This window comes from Corynebacterium mendelii, assembly GCF_017307055.1.
Lineage (GTDB): Bacteria > Actinomycetota > Actinomycetes > Mycobacteriales > Mycobacteriaceae > Corynebacterium > Corynebacterium mendelii.
Genome location: NZ_JAFLEQ010000008.1, coordinates 322,349 through 341,622, shown reverse-complemented (window position 1 = coordinate 341,622; position 19,274 = coordinate 322,349). Strand labels below are relative to the sequence as shown.

Sequence of the window (19,274 nt, the reverse complement as noted above, 5' to 3'; positions counted from 1 at the left end):
GGGCGGCTCATGGACAACCTCACGGAAAAGAAGGTGCGGTCCCTGTGTTGTGCCCTGGCACTGTGTGCGGGAGTGTCGGTTATGTGCGTTTATTTGTTTTCACATCGATGGTGCCGTCGGTGGTGGCGACGGCAGTCATCACATTGGGTGTGCCATCCGGCGGTGTGGTGCACACCGCCGGATGACCGTTGGCGTTTCTTCTTCGCCGGAAGCGCTATGCGATATCGGCGTCGGAGCGTTCGTCGCGGGAGAGGTTGATGCCCAGCGAAGCGCCCTGGTCGAAATCGTCGTCGTCGGCGCCCAGTTCCATCGGGGTGCCGTCCGCGGAGAGAACCTCCACGTTCAGGCACAGTGACTGGAGTTCCTTGAGAAGCACCTTGAAGGATTCGGGGATACCCGGATCGGGGATGTTCTCGCCCTTGACGATGGCCTCGTAGACCTTGACACGTCCGACCACGTCGTCGGATTTGATGGTCAGCAGTTCCTGCAGGGTGTAGGCGGCGCCGTAGGCCTGCATGGCCCACACTTCCATCTCACCGAAACGCTGGCCGCCGAACTGTGCTTTACCGCCCAGCGGCTGCTGGGTGATCATCGAGTAGGGGCCGGTGGAGCGGGCGTGGATCTTCTCGTCGACCAGGTGGTGCAGCTTGAGGATGTACATGTAGCCGACGGCGACCGGGTAGGGGAAAGGTTCCCCGGAGCGGCCGTCGATCAGCGTCGATTTACCGTTGCCGTCGACCATGACGTCACCGTCACGGTTGGGCAGCGAGTTGGCCAGAAGTCCGGCCAGTTCCTCGTTGGAGGCACCGTCGAACACCGGGGTGGAGGTCAGTGACTGCGGGGGAACATCGTAGAGCTCCTCGGGCAGGGTCTTGACCAGTTCGGCGTTTTTCGGGTCATCCGGATCGACATGCCAGCCGGCGGCGGCCAGCCAGCCGAGGTGGGTTTCCAGCACCTGGCCGATGTTCATGCGGCGCGGCACACCGTGGGTGTTCAAGATGATGTCGACGGGTGTTCCATCGGGCATGAACGGCATGTCCTCCTGGGGGAGAATCTTGCCGACAACACCCTTGTTGCCGTGGCGTCCGGCCAGCTTGTCGCCGTCCTGGATTTTGCGCTTCTGGGCAACGTAGACGCGGATCATCTCGTTGACGCCGGCGGCCAGATCATCGTCGTCCTCGCGGGCAAACCGGCGGACACCGATGACTTTGCCGGTTTCACCGTGCGGCACCTTCATGGAGGTGTCACGCACTTCGCGGGACTTTTCCCCGAAGATGGCGCGCAGCAGGCGTTCTTCGGGGGTCAGTTCCGTTTCACCCTTCGGGGTGACTTTACCGACCAGAATGTCGCCGTCACGCACGTCGGCACCGATGCGGACGATACCGCGCTCGTCGAGGTCTTTTAAGACTTCTTCCGACACGTTGGGGATTTCACGGGTGATTTCCTCGGCACCGAGTTTGGTGTCGCGGGCATCGATCTCGTGTTCCTCGATGTGGATGGAGGTGAGGATGTCCTCTTCCACCAGACGCTGGTTCAAGATGATGGCGTCTTCGTAGTTGTGGCCTTCCCACGGCATGAAAGCGACCAGCAGGTTGCGGCCGAGGGCCATTTCACCGTTTTTGGTGCCCGGGCCGTCGGCGAGAACCTGGCCTTCTTCAACACGCTGGCCAAGTTCCACCAGCGGAACCTGGTTGTAGCAGGTGCCCTGGTTGGTGCGCTGGAATTTGCGCAGCATGTAGGTGTCGCGGATACCGTCGTCGCCCATGATGGTGATGAAGTCGGCGGCGAGGTTTTCCACCACGCCGGCCTTCTTGGAGATGATCAGATCCCCGGCGTCGTAGGCGGCACGCAGTTCCATACCGGTGCCGACATACGGCGACTCGGAACGCACCAGCGGCACAGCCTGCTTCTGCATGTTGGCGCCCATCAGGGCACGGTTGGCGTCGTCGTGCTCGAGGAAGGGAATCATGGCGGTACCCACCGACACCATCTGGCGCGGGGAGATATCCATGTAGTTGATGTCCTCGGCGCGGACAACCTCGATGTTGCCGCCCTTGGTGCGCACCACGACACGGTCCTCGGTGAGACGGCCGTTGGCGTCGAACTCGGTGTTGGCCTGGGCGACGTTGAAGTTGTCTTCCTGGTCGGCGGTCAGGTAATCGATCTGGTCGGTCAGCTGACGGTCGACAACCTTGCGGTAGGGGGTTTCAATGAAACCGAAGGCATTGACCCGCGCGTAGGAGGACAGGGAACCGATCAGGCCGATGTTCGGGCCTTCCGGTGTTTCAATCGGGCACATGCGGCCGTAGTGCGAGGGGTGCACGTCACGGACCTCGATGCCGGCGCGTTCACGCGACAGACCGCCCGGACCCAGGGCCGACAGACGGCGCTTGTGGGTCAGTCCCGACAGCGAGTTGTTCTGGTCCATAAACTGCGACAGCTGCGAGGTGCCGAAGAATTCACGGATGGCAGCGGAGACGGGCCGGACGTTGATCAGCGAGGTCGGGGTGATCGACTCGGCGTCCTGGGTGGTCATGCGTTCCCGCACGACACGTTCCATACGCGACAGGCCGACCCGGACCTGGTTTTGGATCAGTTCGCCCACGGTGCGCAGGCGACGGTTGCCGAAGTGGTCGATATCGTCGGTTTCCACCGGGATTTCCACACCGTTGGGTGAGGTCATGGTGGTTTCACCGTCGTGCAGGCGCACCAGGTATTCGATGGTGGTGGCGATGTCTTCCTCGGTCAGAGTCATCACACCGTCGTGGTCACCGCCCAGACCCAGTTTGCGGTTGACCTTGTAGCGGCCGACCTTGGCCAGGTCGTAGCGCTTGGCGCGGAAGAACGCATTGTCCAGCAGCGACTGTGCCAGATCCCTGGTCGGCTGCTCACCGGGACGCTGCTTGCGGTACACCTCGAGCAGGGCTTCGTCGGTGTTGGACACACCGTCATTTTCCAGGGTGGTCATCATCAGCCCGGAGAACCCGAAGCGCTCCGTGATCTGCTCGGTGGTCCAGCCCAGTGCCTTCAAAAGCACGGTCACCGGCTGGCGGCGTTTCCGGTCGATGCGCACACCGACGGTGTCGCGCTTGTCGACGTCGAATTCCAGCCATGCGCCGCGCGACGGGATCACCTTCACCGAGTGCAGGGGGCGCTCGGTGGATTTGTCGATGGTCTCGTCGAAGTAGACGCCCGGGGAACGAACCAGCTGGGAGACAACGACACGCTCGGTACCGTTGACAATGAAGGTGCCCTTGTCGGTCATCATCGGGAAATCGCCGATGAAGACGGTCTGGGACTTGATCTCCTGGGTTTCGTTGTTGATGAACTCGGCGGTCACATACAGCGGCGCCGAGTAGTTGATGTCCTTGTCCTTGCATTCGTCGATCGTGTTTTTCACGTCTTCGAAACGCGGCTCGGACAAGGTGAGCTGCATATTGTTGGAGTAGTCGTGGATGGGCGAAAGCTCATCCAGAATGTCTTCCAGCCCGGAGGTGATCCGGGCGTCGTCGCCTTTTTCGGCCTTCATCTTCTCGCGCCACTGGGGCGTGCCGATGAGCCAGGCGAATGATTCTAATTGGAGATCAAGCAGTCCCGGGACCTCAATGGGTTCGGTAATCTTTGCAAAAGAGTACCGCTTAGGGGATCCGGGGATGTCGGGCGTTGACTTGGTCTGGCGGGAGACTGCCAAGATGCGTCCTTCCAGCACCTCAGGCGGCTTAACGGTACCGGGCAGCCGATCCGGGTATTTCTCCCGCGACCGGTCGTACCAGATGACCGCTGACCGCTTCATGTGAGCAATGGGTCGACCGCCGGAATCCCACGTACCACGGTCCGTATCGGACGGTGCCACAGTTTTTTACCTGGCCCTAGAAAAACTGTTGTCCACCGATTCCCCCGCAACCGGCAACACGACACAGCACAACCCGGCACCCGAACGCTTCATGAAAAATGGAGCGGGGTGCTCTCGGTATACAGTGGGTGGTACCAACAACAGGAGCCGGTGCACACAGGCCAAGCCGTGCCCACTTCGCCCCAGATTACGGTTGTGACCTGCAGCGAAAGTGGATCAGTGTGCGTGTCCGTCTACGGGCGTGCACACGGATTCCAGCGCAAACTAGCAGCATATACCGAAAACAGGGACACGTCAATTGGGTCCCTGCCTACCCCCGCCTTACGTCCACCGCCCGCCGACTCTACCGTGGCCGGTGTCCGGATGTGCGCGCAACGCCGGAAAAATTTCTCGCCGCCGGCTATTTTTTCCGGGTCCCGGTTTTCTTCCGCCCGGCTTCCGGGAGGCGCCCGAAGGCCCCGAACACCCCGATACCACCGACGATGATCAGTACACAGCCGCCGGCCCCCAGCAGGATCCGGGTGGCGGAAAAACCCTGTCCGGTGGGGACCAGGGCCGCCCGGTTGGCCATCTCGGAGCGTTCCGCCGTCGGGGTGGTGGCCCGGAAGTCGAGTCCGGTGACCGGATCCCCGCCGTCAACCGGCACATATTTTTCGGTGATGTGCACGGTTTCGGCAATGATGATGCCGCTTTGCCGGTCGACCTGAAGATCCCTGACGGCCGAATAGTGTTTCAGCGCCGGGCCGGCGGGAAGGGTCAGGGTGTTGCCCGTCGCGGCATAGTGTTCGGCCACGATTTCATCGCGGATCACCTGGTGCCAGGTGTCGATTGTCCGCCCGCCCTGTTCGACGGTTGCGGTGCGGTTGGCCGGGAAGGCCGCCCGCAGGAACGGATCGAGCACCGGCAGGGTGTCGGTGTCCGGGTTCGACGGGAAATGGATGGAAAGTGCCTGAAAATCGTGCTGGCTGGGCGGGAAACCGGGGACGGAGGCAATCACCGTGTCCGATTCCTGCATGCCGCTGATCCGGTTGATGTGGTAGCTCCAGATCGAGGCATCCAACAGCCCAGCCGGGTCGCCGTTGCCTTTCAGCCAGGCGTAGCCGATACGCACCGCCGCCGATGTCGGCGACACCGGATCAGTGATGGTGACATGCCGCTGCATCACCACCTGCTGGTGTTTGTCGGAAGTTCCGGCCACCGGATCATAGACAGTGGCATCATTGTCGACCAGGGTCATCGTCGACCGGGCGGGGGACAGTTGCATGCGGGAGTCGCTGTGCATGAACCAGCCGGCCAGGATGGCGGCGGTGACAAGCGCCACTCCCACCCCGAGCAGGAGCACCGCAAACAGGCGCGATTTGGGCAACATGCGGACAAGTCTAGCGGTAGCTGCCGGCAGTGTCCGACACTGCGGTGTGCCCGGGCAAGCACCCGTCCCACCCACGGATGCGCCCCAGCCGGCACGGCCCACCTCACCACCTCTCCCCTGCCGGGGACAGCCGGTCTTTTAAACCGGTGGTGCCGGTCAAACCCCGGGGCAGTGGTGCTTGCCCCGTGTCTAGCGCACCCGGGCGCGGTAGGGCACAAATCCGCCCAGGGCACGCACCGGATAGATCATGGGGGTGGCGCGGACCGATTCGTCGAGGGCCTCCGGATCGCTGGGGCTGCCGCCCAACAGCTGCTGCCAGGCTTTGGCCGCCCCGAACAAGACCGTGGCCCGCTGCGGTTTCGGTTTCAGCCCCGCCCGGTCGGCGGCTTCGGCGATCACCGATGCCCGGGCTGCCCGCGGGTCGTCGGGGTGATCGGCGACAAAAGCCGCGATATCGGCCCGCAGTGCTGTGGCCACCGCCTCGATGGCCTGCCCATCGCCCTGCTCGAGCAAACCGATCCCGGTGACATACCCCCAAAACGACTGCACCTGGGTTCTTCCCGGATGCTGCTGCTGGCGGTGGAAGGGCTTGGAGGAATCAACCGGGTGTTTGACTTCCTGCCACCTGCGGAGCAGATCTTCCCCGGCAAAGACCGCACCCAGGTTCTCCTGGACCATCTCATCGACGGCGGTGATCAGTGACGGCGGCGCCAGGTCGGTGTCGGCGTAGGAGGTGCCGGTGAAGTTCAACAGCCCTTTGTCCAGCCACACCAGGAAGGTGATGACCAGAAAGGCAACCCCCAGAAACAGGCCGATGATCATGAGCATCGGCGCATAGGGGTCGGGGCCGACGGCGGTGGCTTGCAGTAGCGACATCATGGACAAGGTTCCTCACACCCGGTCCCGGGACAGCGGGGCGTTGCCGCGGGATGCTGGCAGGCGGGTTTTCAAACCGCCACGGTGATTGTGACGTTGTATTAACAATAAGGCCCCGGGGCTGGAAGCTTAAAAAGACGACAACACCCCGCCGCCCGGTCGGGCCGACGGCGTTGTCGCCGATCGGTCCCGGATAAGGGGAAGCGGGGTGTTGTGGTGAAAACTCAGGCTACTGCCGCACAGGGCGCACCGGCGGGCCGGGCGCAGGCGCGGCTGAAGGTCCTACTTGAGGGTGACCTTGGCGCCAGCTTCTTCCAGCTTGGCCTTGGCAGCCTCGGCGTCCTCCTTGGAAGCACCTTCCAGGATGGCCTTGGGGGCGGACTCGACCAGTTCCTTGGCGTCTTTCAGGCCCAGGCTGGAGTCGATCTCGCGGACGACCTTAATGACACCGATCTTCTTGGCGCCGGCGTCTTCGATGATGACGTCGAACTCGTCTTTTTCTTCCTCAGCGGCAGCATCGCCGGCGGGGCCGGCAGCGGCAACAGCAGCAACCGGGGCGGCGGCGGTGACGTCGAAGGTCTCCTCGAACAGTTTCACGAACTCGGAGAGTTCGATGAGGGTCATTTCCTTGAAGGCCTCGATGAGTTCATCGTTGCTGTACTTAGCCATGGTGGCGTTTCCTTTCGTGTTTTTTTACTCTTGTCCGGACCCCGGGTAAGACCCGGGACTCACCGTGGGTGAGAAAAGATGTGTGTCAACCGGACAAGCGGTGATGTTCGTTGTGCGACAAATAAGTTGTCGGTTGCGGTGTGTGCCCGATCGGGCACCCACCGAAAGCGGGGCTGTTAGGCTGCTTCCTTTTTCTCCTGCAGGGCAGCCGACAGACGGGCAACCTGCGAGGCGGGAGCGTTGAACAGACCGGCAGCCTTGGACAGGCTTCCCTGAAGCGCACCCGCGAGTTTCGCGAGGGTGGTCTCCCGGTTGTCGAGCTCGGCGATGGCGGCAACCTGCTCGGCGGTGAGGGCTTCACCGTCCATGTAGCCGCCCTTGATGATGAAGGCCTTGTTGTCTTTGCCGAATTCCTTCATCGCTTTGGCCGCGTCAACAGCCTCGCCGGAGATGAACGCCACAGCGGTCGGACCGGTCAGGTGGTCGTCGAGTCCCTCGACACCAGCTTCCTTGGCCGCGATCTTGATCATGGTGTTCTTGGCGACGGCGTAGGTCACATCGGCACCAAGAGCGCGACGCAGCTCGGTGATCTTTGCAACAGACAGGCCACGGTACTCAGTGAGCACGACAGTGTGGTTGTTGTCGAAAAGTTCCTTCAGCTGTGCCAAAGACTCTGCATTTTTGGGGTTTGCCATTTGTCTAACCTCGCCTCCTTCCTTGAAAAACCGTATTCGTGTATTTGTTGTCGTCCGCCGGGGTCACGGTGCGCCGCAGTATCGCCCGGTAGGGCAAAACACTGCATAAACACCACAACCCCGTGCAGAAGCACGGGGCACGAACATCCACAAAAGTGTGGGGTTGCGCCAAGTGTCTCCTGCGTGGGTTGTTCCCCGCTTGCCCCGGGGAACCTTCGACCCGCACGGATTGTGTGCGGATAACCGACGGTCTTCGGTGAAACTTGGTCGGAAAACACGTGCTAGACGTGTTCCTTTTTAAGTCCGAGGTGGAACTATAGCGTGGTCGGGAAGGATACGCAACAAAACGCGGATTTCCATCGACCCACTAGACTTGCCCCATGAGCGAGACACAAGAAACCATCCGCCTTCAACCGGGCGACAAAGCCCCCGATCTGGTTCTTGTTGACCAGCAGGGCAACAGCTTCACTCTGGCCGACCACACCGGTGAACGCGTCATCGTCTATTTCTACCCGAAGGCCGAAACCCCCGGCTGCACGAAAGAGTCCTGTGACTTCCGGGATAATCTGTCGGCTTTGACCGGCCACGGCTACACAGTGGTCGGGGTCTCCCCCGACAAGCCGGAAAAACTGGAGTCCTTCAACGCCAACCACAGTCTGGGTTTCACTTTGCTCAGTGACCCGACCAAACAAACCATGGCGGCCTGGGGTGCTTTCGGCGAGAAGAAGAACTACGGCAGGGTTGTTCAGGGTGTTATCCGCTCCACGTTCGTCATCGACAAAGAAGGTGTCATCGAGCACGCCATGTACAACGTCAAGGCCACCGGCCATGTGGCCCGTGTGTTAAAGACTCTGGGGGTTGACGACAACTCATAGAAGCCAAAAGTGGTGGTGGGTCCACCACGCTCCGGAAAAAATTGGGCCGCACACGCCCGGGGCAACAAAGACCGCAGCCGAATACAGGCTGCGGTCTTTTTTTGAATTGTGCACCAACCCCGCACAGCCCGCACTCCGGCCAGGTGTGGGACCCCGGGATTAAAACTGCGCCGCAAAGAGTCAACCACCGCCGCCGGACCCGGCTCATGATGGTGCTGCCGACCATGAGTGACTCCCCACCAGCTCACCGGTTGGGCCGTGTCTGTTGCGCCGAAGGCCCCGGAGCCTGTGTTTTTTCTGCGCCGGACCGACGACGAAGTGGTGGCGCGCCCTGTCACCGGTTCAGGCAAGGGGGTGCCGTGTGGGGCTTTGTCGGGGCAGCGCCGATTCCGGTGGGCAAGAGCCGTGAACTTCGAGGTCTGCGCGCGAAAAAAGAAAGCGGGCCTTCTGCTCTTTCCCGGAAATCACCTCAGTGTTTTCCTTGGGAGGGCAGACGGCCCGCCGGCGGTGGGCCGGGTTTTCACCCGGCCCACCTGCCCATTATTGAGTTGTCACTGGCTTTCACACCCCGTCGGTGGACGTGCGGCGGCGGATGATCAACAGCGCGCCGACGATCACCATCAGCAGGGCAATGATTCCCAGGCCGAGCACGTTGGCGCCTGTCTGGGCGAGTATCCCGGTGACCGGCTTGTCGCGGTCAATCGGGGCATCTTTGACAATGCCTTTTGCCGGTGCTTCCGGCGCGGGGGCAGTCTCGGGAGCCACCGGAGCGGGGGCAGGGGCCTGGTGGCCGAACTGCTGGGCCATCCATGCGATACCTCCGCCCACCAGCGGGACACCGATCAACCAGGGGAGCACAGATCCGGCGGACGAGGATTCTTCCCGTTTCGGTGCGGGTTTCGGTTCCGGCTTTTCAACCGGGACCTCGACCTCGTTGCCGTCGACAACCTTATCTGCCCTGGAGTTGATGACACTGGCTTTGTCGCCGGCCGTCATGCCTTGCGGAAGGGCGAACACAACACTGTTGACTGCCGCTTCAGCCGCAGTCACGATGTGCGTGAATACGTGTCCCTGGGCAGTGATCGTCAAAACGTCACCCACCACGAACGGGACCGCTGAATCAGCCGGAACAATCTCCAACTTCGCAGTGCCATTTTTGACATCGGTGACAATCTTCGGTTTCGCCAACGGCAGCGGCTCAGGCTTGGGGGTCGACACCTGATTGCCGTCGACCTGCGGGACACCGGGACGGGAGTTGAACACAACTGCAGTCTGCTCCGCAGCCATCGGATCGACTCCGATGCGCACGGAACCGGCTTCAGCTTCGGCCCCCGTCACAACATGGATGTAGCGCTTGTCACCGATAGTGATCACAATCGTGTCACCGGCGTTGAAGGGTTCGTCACCATCCGGAACAACCTCCAGTTCAGAGGTGTCGATGACCGGATCAGTGACAATCTTCGGCGTCGCCAACGGAATCTGCTTCGGCACGGACACCGTGTTGCCCTCGGTCTCCGCAAGACCGTCCCGGGAGTTGGTGACAGTGGCCGAGTCACCCGGTTCCATCGGGTCAATCGGGATCGTCGCGGAGTCAGCATCGGCTTCTTCCAGAGACACCACGTGGGTGTGGGTTGTGTCGCCGACGATGACTGTGAGCGTATCCCCTGCAACAAAGGGCTTGTCATCGGCGGGAACAACCGTTAGCACACTGGTTCCTTCGGTAACGGTCGTGGTGATGTACGGCGTGGCCAGAGGCTGTACCGGTACTTCCACTTTATTTCCACCGATAGTCTGCTCGCCGCGACTGTTGGTCACCGTGGCCATCTGTCCCGGGGACATGGCTGCAACGTCAATGACAATGGCCGCCTTTTTGACATCCTGTTCAGTGACCTCGTGCCCGTATTTTTTATCACCGATGGTGATCGTGATGAGGTCACCTTTGAGGAGCCTCTGCCCGGGGGCCGTCTCGACGGACAGTTGTTGCGTTCCGGCAACGGGGTCGGTGGTGATCACCGGCCGGGCCAGCGGCGGGTACGCAACCGTGACTGTATTGCCGAGGCGCTTGGTGTCCTCGGTATTGCCCTCGCCACGGGTGTTCGCGACTGTCACGGTATCGCCGTAAGTAAGTTCCGAGGTTTCCACATAGACGCTGCCATCCGCCGCTTCTTCAGCGGTAATGACATGGTTGATCGGATCACCGTTGGATTGCGTGATCACCAGTGTGTCCCCAGCCACGAACTGTTCCCCTTCCACCGGAGTGATGGTGACAGCGTCAGTGCCGTCGACCGGAACTGTGGTGATCAGGGGGCGTGCCAGTGGCACGTCGACTGTGACATCGTTGCCGTTGACCGGCGCGAATCCCTGTCGCGTATTGCTCACGGATGCCCTCTGACCGGGTTTCATCGGATCGACCGTGACGGTGACAACTCCGGATTCCGCGTCTTCCGCGGTCACCGTGTGCTCGTACGCTTTGCCGTCGATGGTGACGGTGATGATTTCACCTTCGATGAAATTGTCTTTTGCGGGTTGGACAGTCAGCTCCGTGGTGTCAACACCGGGATCGGTGATGATCTTCGGAACAGCAATCGGGGGGATTGCCTTCTTTCCCTGAACCGTAACAGTATTGCCCCGGACTGAGTCATCGCCACGGGTATTGGTGACGCTGATGACATCACCGTCCGCGAAGGACGTGCCAGTGGTTAATGCAACCTCACCTGTTTTGGCTTCCTGTTCAGAAATGACATGCTCAACCGGTGTCTCATTGACGGTGATCACCAGGACATCGCCTTCACGGAAAGCAATCTCGGGGTCAACCGGCGTCACGACGATTTCATTGTCATCGACGAGGGGACTGCTGGTGATCAACGGTTGTGCCAGGGGGTAGGGAACGGACTCGGGTTGTCCGGGAACCTCGTCCATGCCTGCCCGGGTGTTGACCGGTGCCACGGTGTCACCGGCTGCGAGCGGAATCTCGGGGGTGATGACGACCGAGCCGGTCCGGGCCTCATCCGGTGTGACCTCATGCTCGTAGCTCTTGTCCCCGATGGTCACCCGAATGACATCGCCGGGCTGGAAGGGAGCGTTCAGTTTGTCTGCGGGGGTCAACAGGACGGACTTGTCCCCCTTGCTGATCGGCACGGCGATCACAGGTTCAGCCAGTGGCTTCGGCTTCGGAACAACAGCCGAGTTACCGCCCGTTGAGAAGTCATCGCCGCGGGTGTTGTCAACGGAAACGGTATCTTCCGGCTGCAAAGCCCGGTCAAGCATGACCGTGAGTCTGCCGGCTGCGGCTTCCTCGGCCGTCACTTCATGCTCTTCGACTACCTTGCCGCCATCCTTGTCTGTGACGGTCACCTTGATAACGTCGCCCTGCCGAAACTCAATGGTGTCGTTGACCACCACGGGAACACGACGCTGACCGGCCTCGACCGCGCCTTCAATCGCCGGTGCGGCAAGCTTTGGAACGAGTTGATCATCACCCTTGTTGGTTGAGCCGTCACGGGTCACACGGACAGTGGCCGTATCACCGGGAGCAACAGCTTTATCAAGCGGAATCGTCAGCGTGGCGTTATTGGCGGCGTCAATATCTGCAGGTGATTCGAGAGTTTTCTCGTAGGTTTGGCCACCCACGGTCACCACAATCTTGTCACCGGCGACATATGCCGGGGCATCCGGCTTTCTGCCAACCACCAGCTGGCGGTCGTTGACCTCCGGCTGGTTGATCACCGGAGTGGTCAGCGGTTCAAGCGACTGTTCTTTGCCGATACGTTCGAAGCCGGAACGCCTGTTGGTGGCCTGGACTTTCGAACCGGCCGCAAGCGGAGTGTTGATCCGGTCCGTTCCTTCTCCCTGCTCAAGGGTGAAAGCGTTGGCTTTGGCTTCCTCAGCGGTGATGGTGTGTTCGATTGTCTGTACTGACTTGTCGGGATTCGTGACAGTCACAGTCACCACATCCCCCTCACGGAAGTCCGCTGTGGGATGAGCGGTGATGGTGACGTCATTGCCTGCAGTCAATTCCGGGACCACGGGCGTGGCGAGTCCCGGAGCAACAGCCTCGTTGCCGCCCTTGGTGCTGGTTCCACGCGTGGCGGTGACCGAAATCTTCTGCTCGGGAGCAATCTTGTCCAACTCGACAACAAATGTGCCGTCATTGGCGGCTTGAACATCAGCACCGGTGAGGGTCCGTTCTTCCACACGGTCCGGCTGACCGGCAACACCCTTGACCGTCACCCTAACAATGTCGCCCTCCACAAAATCAGGCGAGTTGGGGGCCTTGCCGACGGTGACGGACTGGTTTTCACCGAAGTCCGGTCTCGTGACCGCCGGTACTGCGAGCGGGGCGACAGTTTCAACATCGGAGGCTGACTCGTAGGTACCGCCAAGCCGGGTGTTGGTTGCGCGCACAGTCGAACCCGGTTCAAGGCCGGTGTTCGGCGTCACCTCAACGATGCCGGATTCGGCCTCTTCTTTGGTGACTGTGTGCGGCACTGTTTCGGTACGGGGCTTGCCATTGTCGGACGCAGGGTAGCTGAATGTCACTTCAATGACATCGTTCTCCCGGAACGGAGCCACCACATTTCCTTCATCATCCTTGACGGGAGTGATGGCGATGGGGCCAGTTCCAGCTTTCACCGCTGGAACATCCGGGGCTGCCAAAGGCTGGGTAGCGACCCGGTTGTTCGTATTGGTGGCTCCGCCACGGGTTGCCGCGACTTCGAGAACCGTATTCGGACCGATGCCGTTGACATCAACTGTGATGCCTTTGGGACTGTTGGCCTGGTCGGCCTCAGCCTGGTTGGTGATCTTCTTCTCGAAGACGACTTCCTTGCCGTCTATGACGACGGGGTTGCCTTCAGCATCAAGCTTCGCCACACGGATCACATCATCAATGACGTAGTCCGGCGACTGATCAGCCTTTTTAACAGTGACGGTTTGGGTTCCGACCTCAATAGGATCGATGACCGGATTGACCAGCGCAGGAATACGCTTTTCATCAGAGCCGCCTGTGAAACCGGAACGGTTATTTGTCACTGTGACTTTGTCGTCCGGGGAGAGAACCTGATCTTCGGGAAGATTCAGCTCGAAGAAGCCATTCGTGGCAAAACCCGCAATGTCGGTGGCACTGACTTCATGCTCGATTGTCTGCTTACCATTGACCTTGACCTTGACCACATCACCGGCGCGGTAGGGAGTATCTCCGGTGCGGCCGATCCTGACGAACCGGTCCCCGGCCGCAGGCTGTTGCACAACCGGTGCGGCAAGAGGTTTGGTGGAAACCCGATTTCCCTCGTTGATTGCGGGGCCACGCGTCGTCTCGACAAACAGATGGGTGTCAGGGGCCAGTTTCTCAACATCGATGGTGATACCGGAGCCACTATTGGCTCGTTTGACCTCATCGTCGTTTTCGAGGCGCTTCAGAGCCACCACGACGGGGAAGCCCTCACCGTCGGGAACAGGTTTCCCGTTCTCGTCGGCTTTCACGATCTCAATAATGTCGTTTTTCACGTAGTCGGGCGATCCGTCGGCTTTTGTCACCGTGACAGACTTGTCGCCAACCTCGATGTCATTGATGTGGGGCACCGCGAGTTCGGCGATCGACTTGGAATCGGCTTCTGTGAAGAAACCTTTCCGGGTGTTTTTCACCGTGATGGTGTCACCCGGAGCAAGCATGATCACGTTCTCACCGTCAACAAGTTCGACAGGGAAGAAGCCGTCGGGGTCTGTCTTCTCCAAGCCTTTCTTGGAGATCTCGTGCGTGATGGTCCTGTCACCAATGGTGAATTCCAGCTCATCCCCTTCACGGAAGGGTTTATCAGCTGCGGGTTTAACACGGACTGCAGTATCTCCAGCACTCGGCTGCGCCAGCTTCGGAGCGAAAAGCGGCTTTGTTTCGACCGAGTTACCATCTTTCGACTGTGTTCCGTTGCGGGACACAGAGACCTTAACGGTCGCCTCCGGGCCGAGTTTATCGACCGGAACTGTCACACCGCGGCTGGGATCGTTGGCGGCCTCAATCTCCTGGGCGGTTTTGAGAGTGCGGGTGAACGTGTCCTTAGTGCCATCTGGATACGTGACAGTAACAGCGATCTCATCGCCTGCCACAAACTTCGGCGCCCCTTCTTCACGGGCAACCGTGGTGGCTTCGTCACCCACCTCAACGTCGGCAATATGCGGTGTCGTCAGGTCCGGGATCTTTACCCGATCTCCCTGAGCCTCGAAGTCATTGGCTTTATTGGTCGGAACCAGTGTATCGCCCGGCTCAAGTTTCACCGGGTTACCTTCCTTGTCTTTCAGCTCGAAAGTGAAGGTGTTGTGATCAATCCTTTCCGCAATATCGTTCTTATCGATTGTGTGACTGTAGGTCACTTTCTCTTTATTAGCTTTTTCCACCACAATGGTGACTTCGTCACCAAGACGGTAGAAAACCTTGTCGTTGGTTGTGTCATTGACCTCGACTGCCGTATCGCCGGCCTTGGCGGAGACAATCACCGGTGTCGCCAACTTCGGCGCCGTCCGATCGTTGCCTGTCGTCTCCCTGGTTCCGCGGGTATTGGAGACACGCAGAGTCTCGCCCGGCTTTATCTCCCCGAATTTGAAGGTGAGGCCTTTGTCGGCATCATTGGCGGCTTTACGATTCTCATCAGTGATCTTGATTGTCTCTTTCCGCGGCTGGCCGTTGTCGTCCTTGACAGGGTTACCCTCTGCGTCGACGACGGTCACTGTTATTGAGTCGCCGGTCTGGTATTTCTCCGAGTCCGCAACCGGCCTGACCGTCACGTTCACATCTTTGCCGAAATCGATCGGGGCAAGAACCGGCGCAGACAGTGCAAGAACCTCAACTGTGTTGCCATCGCGGTAAAGCTGATGCCTGGAGTTGAAAACCGAAACCTTTGATCCCGGTTCGAAAGGCTTCTCGGGAGTATAGGTAAAGAACCCCTTGTCAGCTTCAGCTTTGGTGATCGTGTGATAGCGCGGCTTGTTTCCCGATTCCGCATCCGGGTCATTGGACGGGATCGTCTCTGTGATCTTGACAATATCGCCCTCCCTGTACGGGGCGTGCTCATTGTCTTCCGGCCGAATCTTCACCGAAGTTTGCCCGGCTTTGATCGGCTCGACGTGCGGTGCGGCCAAGTCCGGTGCAGTCTGAGATTTTCCGATGCTCAGAGTAGAAGCACGGACAGCCAAGACGGTGATCGTTTGACCGGGAAAGATATCCCCGATCTCCATTTTGACACCACCCTCATTGGCAGCCTTCGCGTTCTCGGCGGTGAGAGCAATCTCCCCCAATACGCCGTGGACCGGAACACCATCTTCGACGATCGGCTGCCCCTCATCATCAAACAGCGGGGTGGTTATTTCAATCGTGTCACCTGCAACAAAATCAGGGGATCCGTTGGCCTTGCTCAAAATAACCGACCGTTTTTCACCAAAGTCAGGATTGGTGATCTGGGGTTTCACCAGAGCAGGAACTATTTCTTCTTTTCCCTCTTTACGGATGTTGCCGTTAGCGCGGGTGTTGTCCGCTTTTACAGTCGTTTCCGGTTCAAGCGGCTTGAGCGGAACAAAATCGAAACCGCCTTCTTCGTCTTCGGTAATTGTGTGCTGAACCTTGACAGCTCCATCACCATCGGGTTTGGTCACGAAAATCTCAACGACATCACCGGGGCGGAATTTTTTACCTTGCTCAGGTGTGATCCTAATCGGGAGACCTTTACCGTCTTCGGCGCCGGATGTGACTTCGGGTACCACAGGCCTAGCCAAGGGCTTGGTAATTTTGTTTTCCCCTTTTTTTGTTGTCTCGCTGCGTTGAGCAGAAACTGTCATCGTCGCGCTGGGACTGACAACAAAAGGCTCGCCATCATCGTCAACCAAGGAAATGGTAAGTTCACCGCGATTGGCTTTTTCGGCCTGAGCGGTGCTCAAATTCGGAAGCGTGACGGCAACTTCCTTACCATCTTCATTTGTCACAGTGATGGTAATGCTGTCACCGGCCTTATACTCAGGAGTACCCTCCGCAGGCTTCGCGATTTTCGCAACAGTGTCCCCAACTTCCGGCTGTTTCAACACCGGAGTCGGCATGTGGGGCACAACCCCAACGTCACTGTTGGTAGCACCGAGTGACCCGCGCTCGTTTTTGGCCTGGATTCTCTGACCGGGCTGCAGGGGCTTGCCGTCGTTGTCGGTGACCTGAATGACCACTTTGCCATTGACGACATCGGTCTCACTAATATCTTTTTCAATGGTTCGCGGATTTTTGCCGTCAGCATCCGTGATGGTGAGGGTGACCTTGTCACCTTTTCGATAAGGAGTACCGTCACCACGACCGATCTCAATTTCTCTGGTACCTGCCGCGGGAGTCTCAGGAACGGTGGGAGTGGCCAGCGGAATAGGCGTGATGGTCTTTTCCGGGGCCAGCTCATTGCGGGTGTCATCCGGGTAAGTGATGGTCACCTTACCTTTATCGCCAACCTTGACGGTGGTCTCCGGCGGGAAATTGCCTGCATTGGCATCCTCGATCGCTTTTTTGACAGCCGCTTTTTCAGCGTCGGTCAACCTCTGCGGATCAAGCACTGGCGTTATTGCCGGATCAACCACAGAAATCTGATTGTCCGGAACCGTGTCAAGAACTACCTCATTCGAATCGTCGCTGGTGAGGTCACGGTTGTCGATGAACCTGTCTTGCGTCGCTTTAAAGACCTTCTTGTCGTACTTCTTGCGGGCGCTTTCCACAATTTCCAGCTCGACAGTTCCATCCTCATTGGTCGTCACCCGGAAGTCACCGTCCGGAGTCATCCAACCGTCGTCAGCCCTGGTCAGAACGACTTGTTTATCGTCGACCGTGACCGTAACTTTTTCCGCATAGTCACCGATCCCCGAGACTTTGATACCGGTGTCTTTTTCGCCGGAAGTGATCTTTTCCAGTGACGGGGGCTTCAACTCAAAGGCATGCCAGACAACGTCACAGGAGTAATAGGCCACGCTCGGGTCTTTTACAATTTGCACGGTGGAGCTGTACGCATCGTCGCCGAAATCACGTTCCTCACTGACAACAACTTCCCTCTCAGTGAACTGTCCGAGTTTGTCGGCTGTGACCACAGCCGGATCGGTGGGATAACTGTATGCGTGACAAGTCCACTCCGGGTAGTAATTCTTGTGTATGGGCTTCCTGGCCGATGATTTCCAGGTGATCGGCTCGTTGGACACCTGAAGAGATTCCCGGGTTCCGACCACAGGCTTACCGGGTCCGTCTGTGACACCAAATGTTTCAGCCTCATCGTCACGCGATGCTTTAATTGACAGATCGAACTCTGTCTTTTCATCAACTTCCCGTCCGGTTGCAGCATCCACATGATCAACAATCGTTGTACCACTTGAAAATGGCAGTACGAAACCAATTGCCATGTTGTTGGGCTTATCGCCTTTCATGAACGCCCGGAAAGACGTCGGCTTAAATGCAGCTAACATCACCGCAGCAGGCGCAGGCCTCCCCTGCGGCGACACACGACAGGTAACTTTTCGTTCCCCGAAACCCCCACAGGAGACATCATCAAGAGCGGTTACTTTTTTATTTTCCGGTGTCGCATTGGCTGTTTTCAACAGGCCGAACTTGTATGGCTTGTACGGGTCGTTCTCCCCGACCTCGATACCGAACTCATCTTTTTTCTTATCGGAAAACTGCTCGGCATCACTGAATACAACGGTATAGTCCTGGCCCCCGCCCCCCGATGACCTGACATTAATATTTTTCAGGTTCACGTTCAGCGAGTAGTCGGGGGAATAATCAACTTTGGGGTCAAAACCCAGCGCAACAGCTGTACCTTCCGGGGTTTTGTAGTAATAGTTCAGCGGACCCGCATCGGTGTACGAGGGATCCGGGTACAACTTTTTGCGGTTCGGGTAGCGGTACGCCCATGGTTGTGCATTTCGGTTGTCCGTAATAATCTGCGGGGCCCCGAAGCCGCCGTAAAGATGCGGATGCGCACCCTTGAGGGGTTTGGCTCCCCCTCTCGTGGTTTTTCCTTCGAGTTGCGTGCTTTCCTTAAAGTCCAGGTCCGCGGTAAGCGTGGCGGCGTTTCCGAAGTTGAACTCTAAGGAAACCACCTCATTGTCAGTTAGCCTTTGGAGAAGATTCCCTTCATTCAGGGCTGTCCAGTCAATCCAATAAATCTGCCCGTAGGTCTGTCCGCCCTCACCAAGGACCAACTTCAGCCCCGAACCGTTAGAGTCTGCGAAACTCGAAGCGGCGTGAGCCCGGGGCATCAGCGCGCCCGCCCCGGGAACAATCCCGGTCACCATTCCAGCAACCGCCACGACAGCAGCCGTGAGCAGACAAAGAAGTCGCTTTCCTAGCGATCCTGCATCTATATTTTTGGGGCTTGACACGATTTTCTCCTCATTCAAACTAACAGCAGGTGGTGAAATGTATCCTCCTGCAGCAGATCCCCGATCACCGGTGGAACGGTCACGCGGAATCTTTTGCAGCACGGTTCAACCCTGCCTATCAACGTTCCACAGTTTATTGCCTCTTCCAGCGACAACAAACCACGTCACGACGTATCTGCGACGGCAGGTCCCCGACCACGGCTTTCTTGTTCCACAAACCGAACAACTCCCCCCTTGGGGGGTGCCTTTAATCTTTGATACAGCTTTTGAACAGATGAAAATACGCTGCGTATTGGTATCACAAATTCAGATTGATTCCCGTGCAAAACACTTCCAGTCAAGGTGTCGACCACAGTGGAAACCGTTTTCATGACGGCTCAACTGCACATATATAATCATTCCGCAAAGCACCCTCATCGGATAAACTGTGCACGAAATATTCACCACCCCAAGACTTTAAACCCCAAATAGCACCCCCACCTACCCCCGGTACAGACTTTTTAATTTTTTTAATTCTTTTTTTAACCCTGCGGCAGCCGATAGCGGTGTGCCCA

General features: G+C 58.7%; 7 protein-coding genes. 1 reads left to right on the top strand and 6 read right to left on the bottom strand.

Annotation, left to right across the window (positions count from 1 at the left end):
• Positions 1-214 precede the first annotated feature (214 nt).
• The 5 genes from rpoB to rplJ all read right to left on the bottom strand — a co-directional run bounded on the left by rpoB (position 215) and on the right by rplJ (position 7,462).
• The gene (gene rpoB / locus JZY06_RS04745) at positions 215-3,709 is read right to left on the bottom strand and encodes a DNA-directed RNA polymerase subunit beta (RefSeq protein ID WP_207278747.1); all 3,495 of its coding nucleotides are present in this window, start codon (positions 3,707-3,709) and stop codon (positions 215-217) included.
• Between the two features lie 544 nt (positions 3,710-4,253).
• Positions 4,254-5,222: a porin PorA family protein gene (locus tag JZY06_RS04740; protein ID WP_207118691.1), complete on the bottom strand. Its 969-nt coding sequence runs from the start codon at positions 5,220-5,222 to the stop codon at positions 4,254-4,256.
• A gap of 189 nt (positions 5,223-5,411) precedes the next feature.
• Positions 5,412-6,098: a hypothetical protein gene (locus JZY06_RS04735; RefSeq protein WP_207118689.1), complete on the bottom strand. Its 687-nt coding sequence runs from the start codon at positions 6,096-6,098 to the stop codon at positions 5,412-5,414.
• A gap of 282 nt (positions 6,099-6,380) precedes the next feature.
• Complete coding sequence (gene rplL / locus JZY06_RS04730) at positions 6,381-6,767, bottom strand: 50S ribosomal protein L7/L12 (RefSeq protein ID WP_207118687.1); 387 nt, start codon at positions 6,765-6,767, stop codon at positions 6,381-6,383.
• Positions 6,768-6,943: 176 nt separating this feature from the next.
• The gene (gene rplJ / locus JZY06_RS04725) at positions 6,944-7,462 is read right to left on the bottom strand and encodes a 50S ribosomal protein L10 (protein WP_207118685.1); all 519 of its coding nucleotides are present in this window, start codon (positions 7,460-7,462) and stop codon (positions 6,944-6,946) included.
• Between the two features lie 380 nt (positions 7,463-7,842).
• On the opposite strand from rplJ, the gene bcp reads away from it, so the two are divergent.
• Positions 7,843-8,337 carry a thioredoxin-dependent thiol peroxidase gene (gene bcp / locus JZY06_RS04720; protein ID WP_207118684.1) on the top strand — a complete coding sequence of 165 codons (495 nt, stop codon included), beginning with the start codon at positions 7,843-7,845 and terminating at the stop codon, positions 8,335-8,337.
• A gap of 561 nt (positions 8,338-8,898) precedes the next feature.
• On the opposite strand, the gene JZY06_RS04715 is transcribed toward bcp, so the two are convergent.
• Positions 8,899-18,822: a hypothetical protein gene (locus JZY06_RS04715; protein ID WP_207118682.1), complete on the bottom strand. Its 9,924-nt coding sequence runs from the start codon at positions 18,820-18,822 to the stop codon at positions 8,899-8,901.
• Between the last annotated feature and the right edge of the window lie 452 nt (positions 18,823-19,274).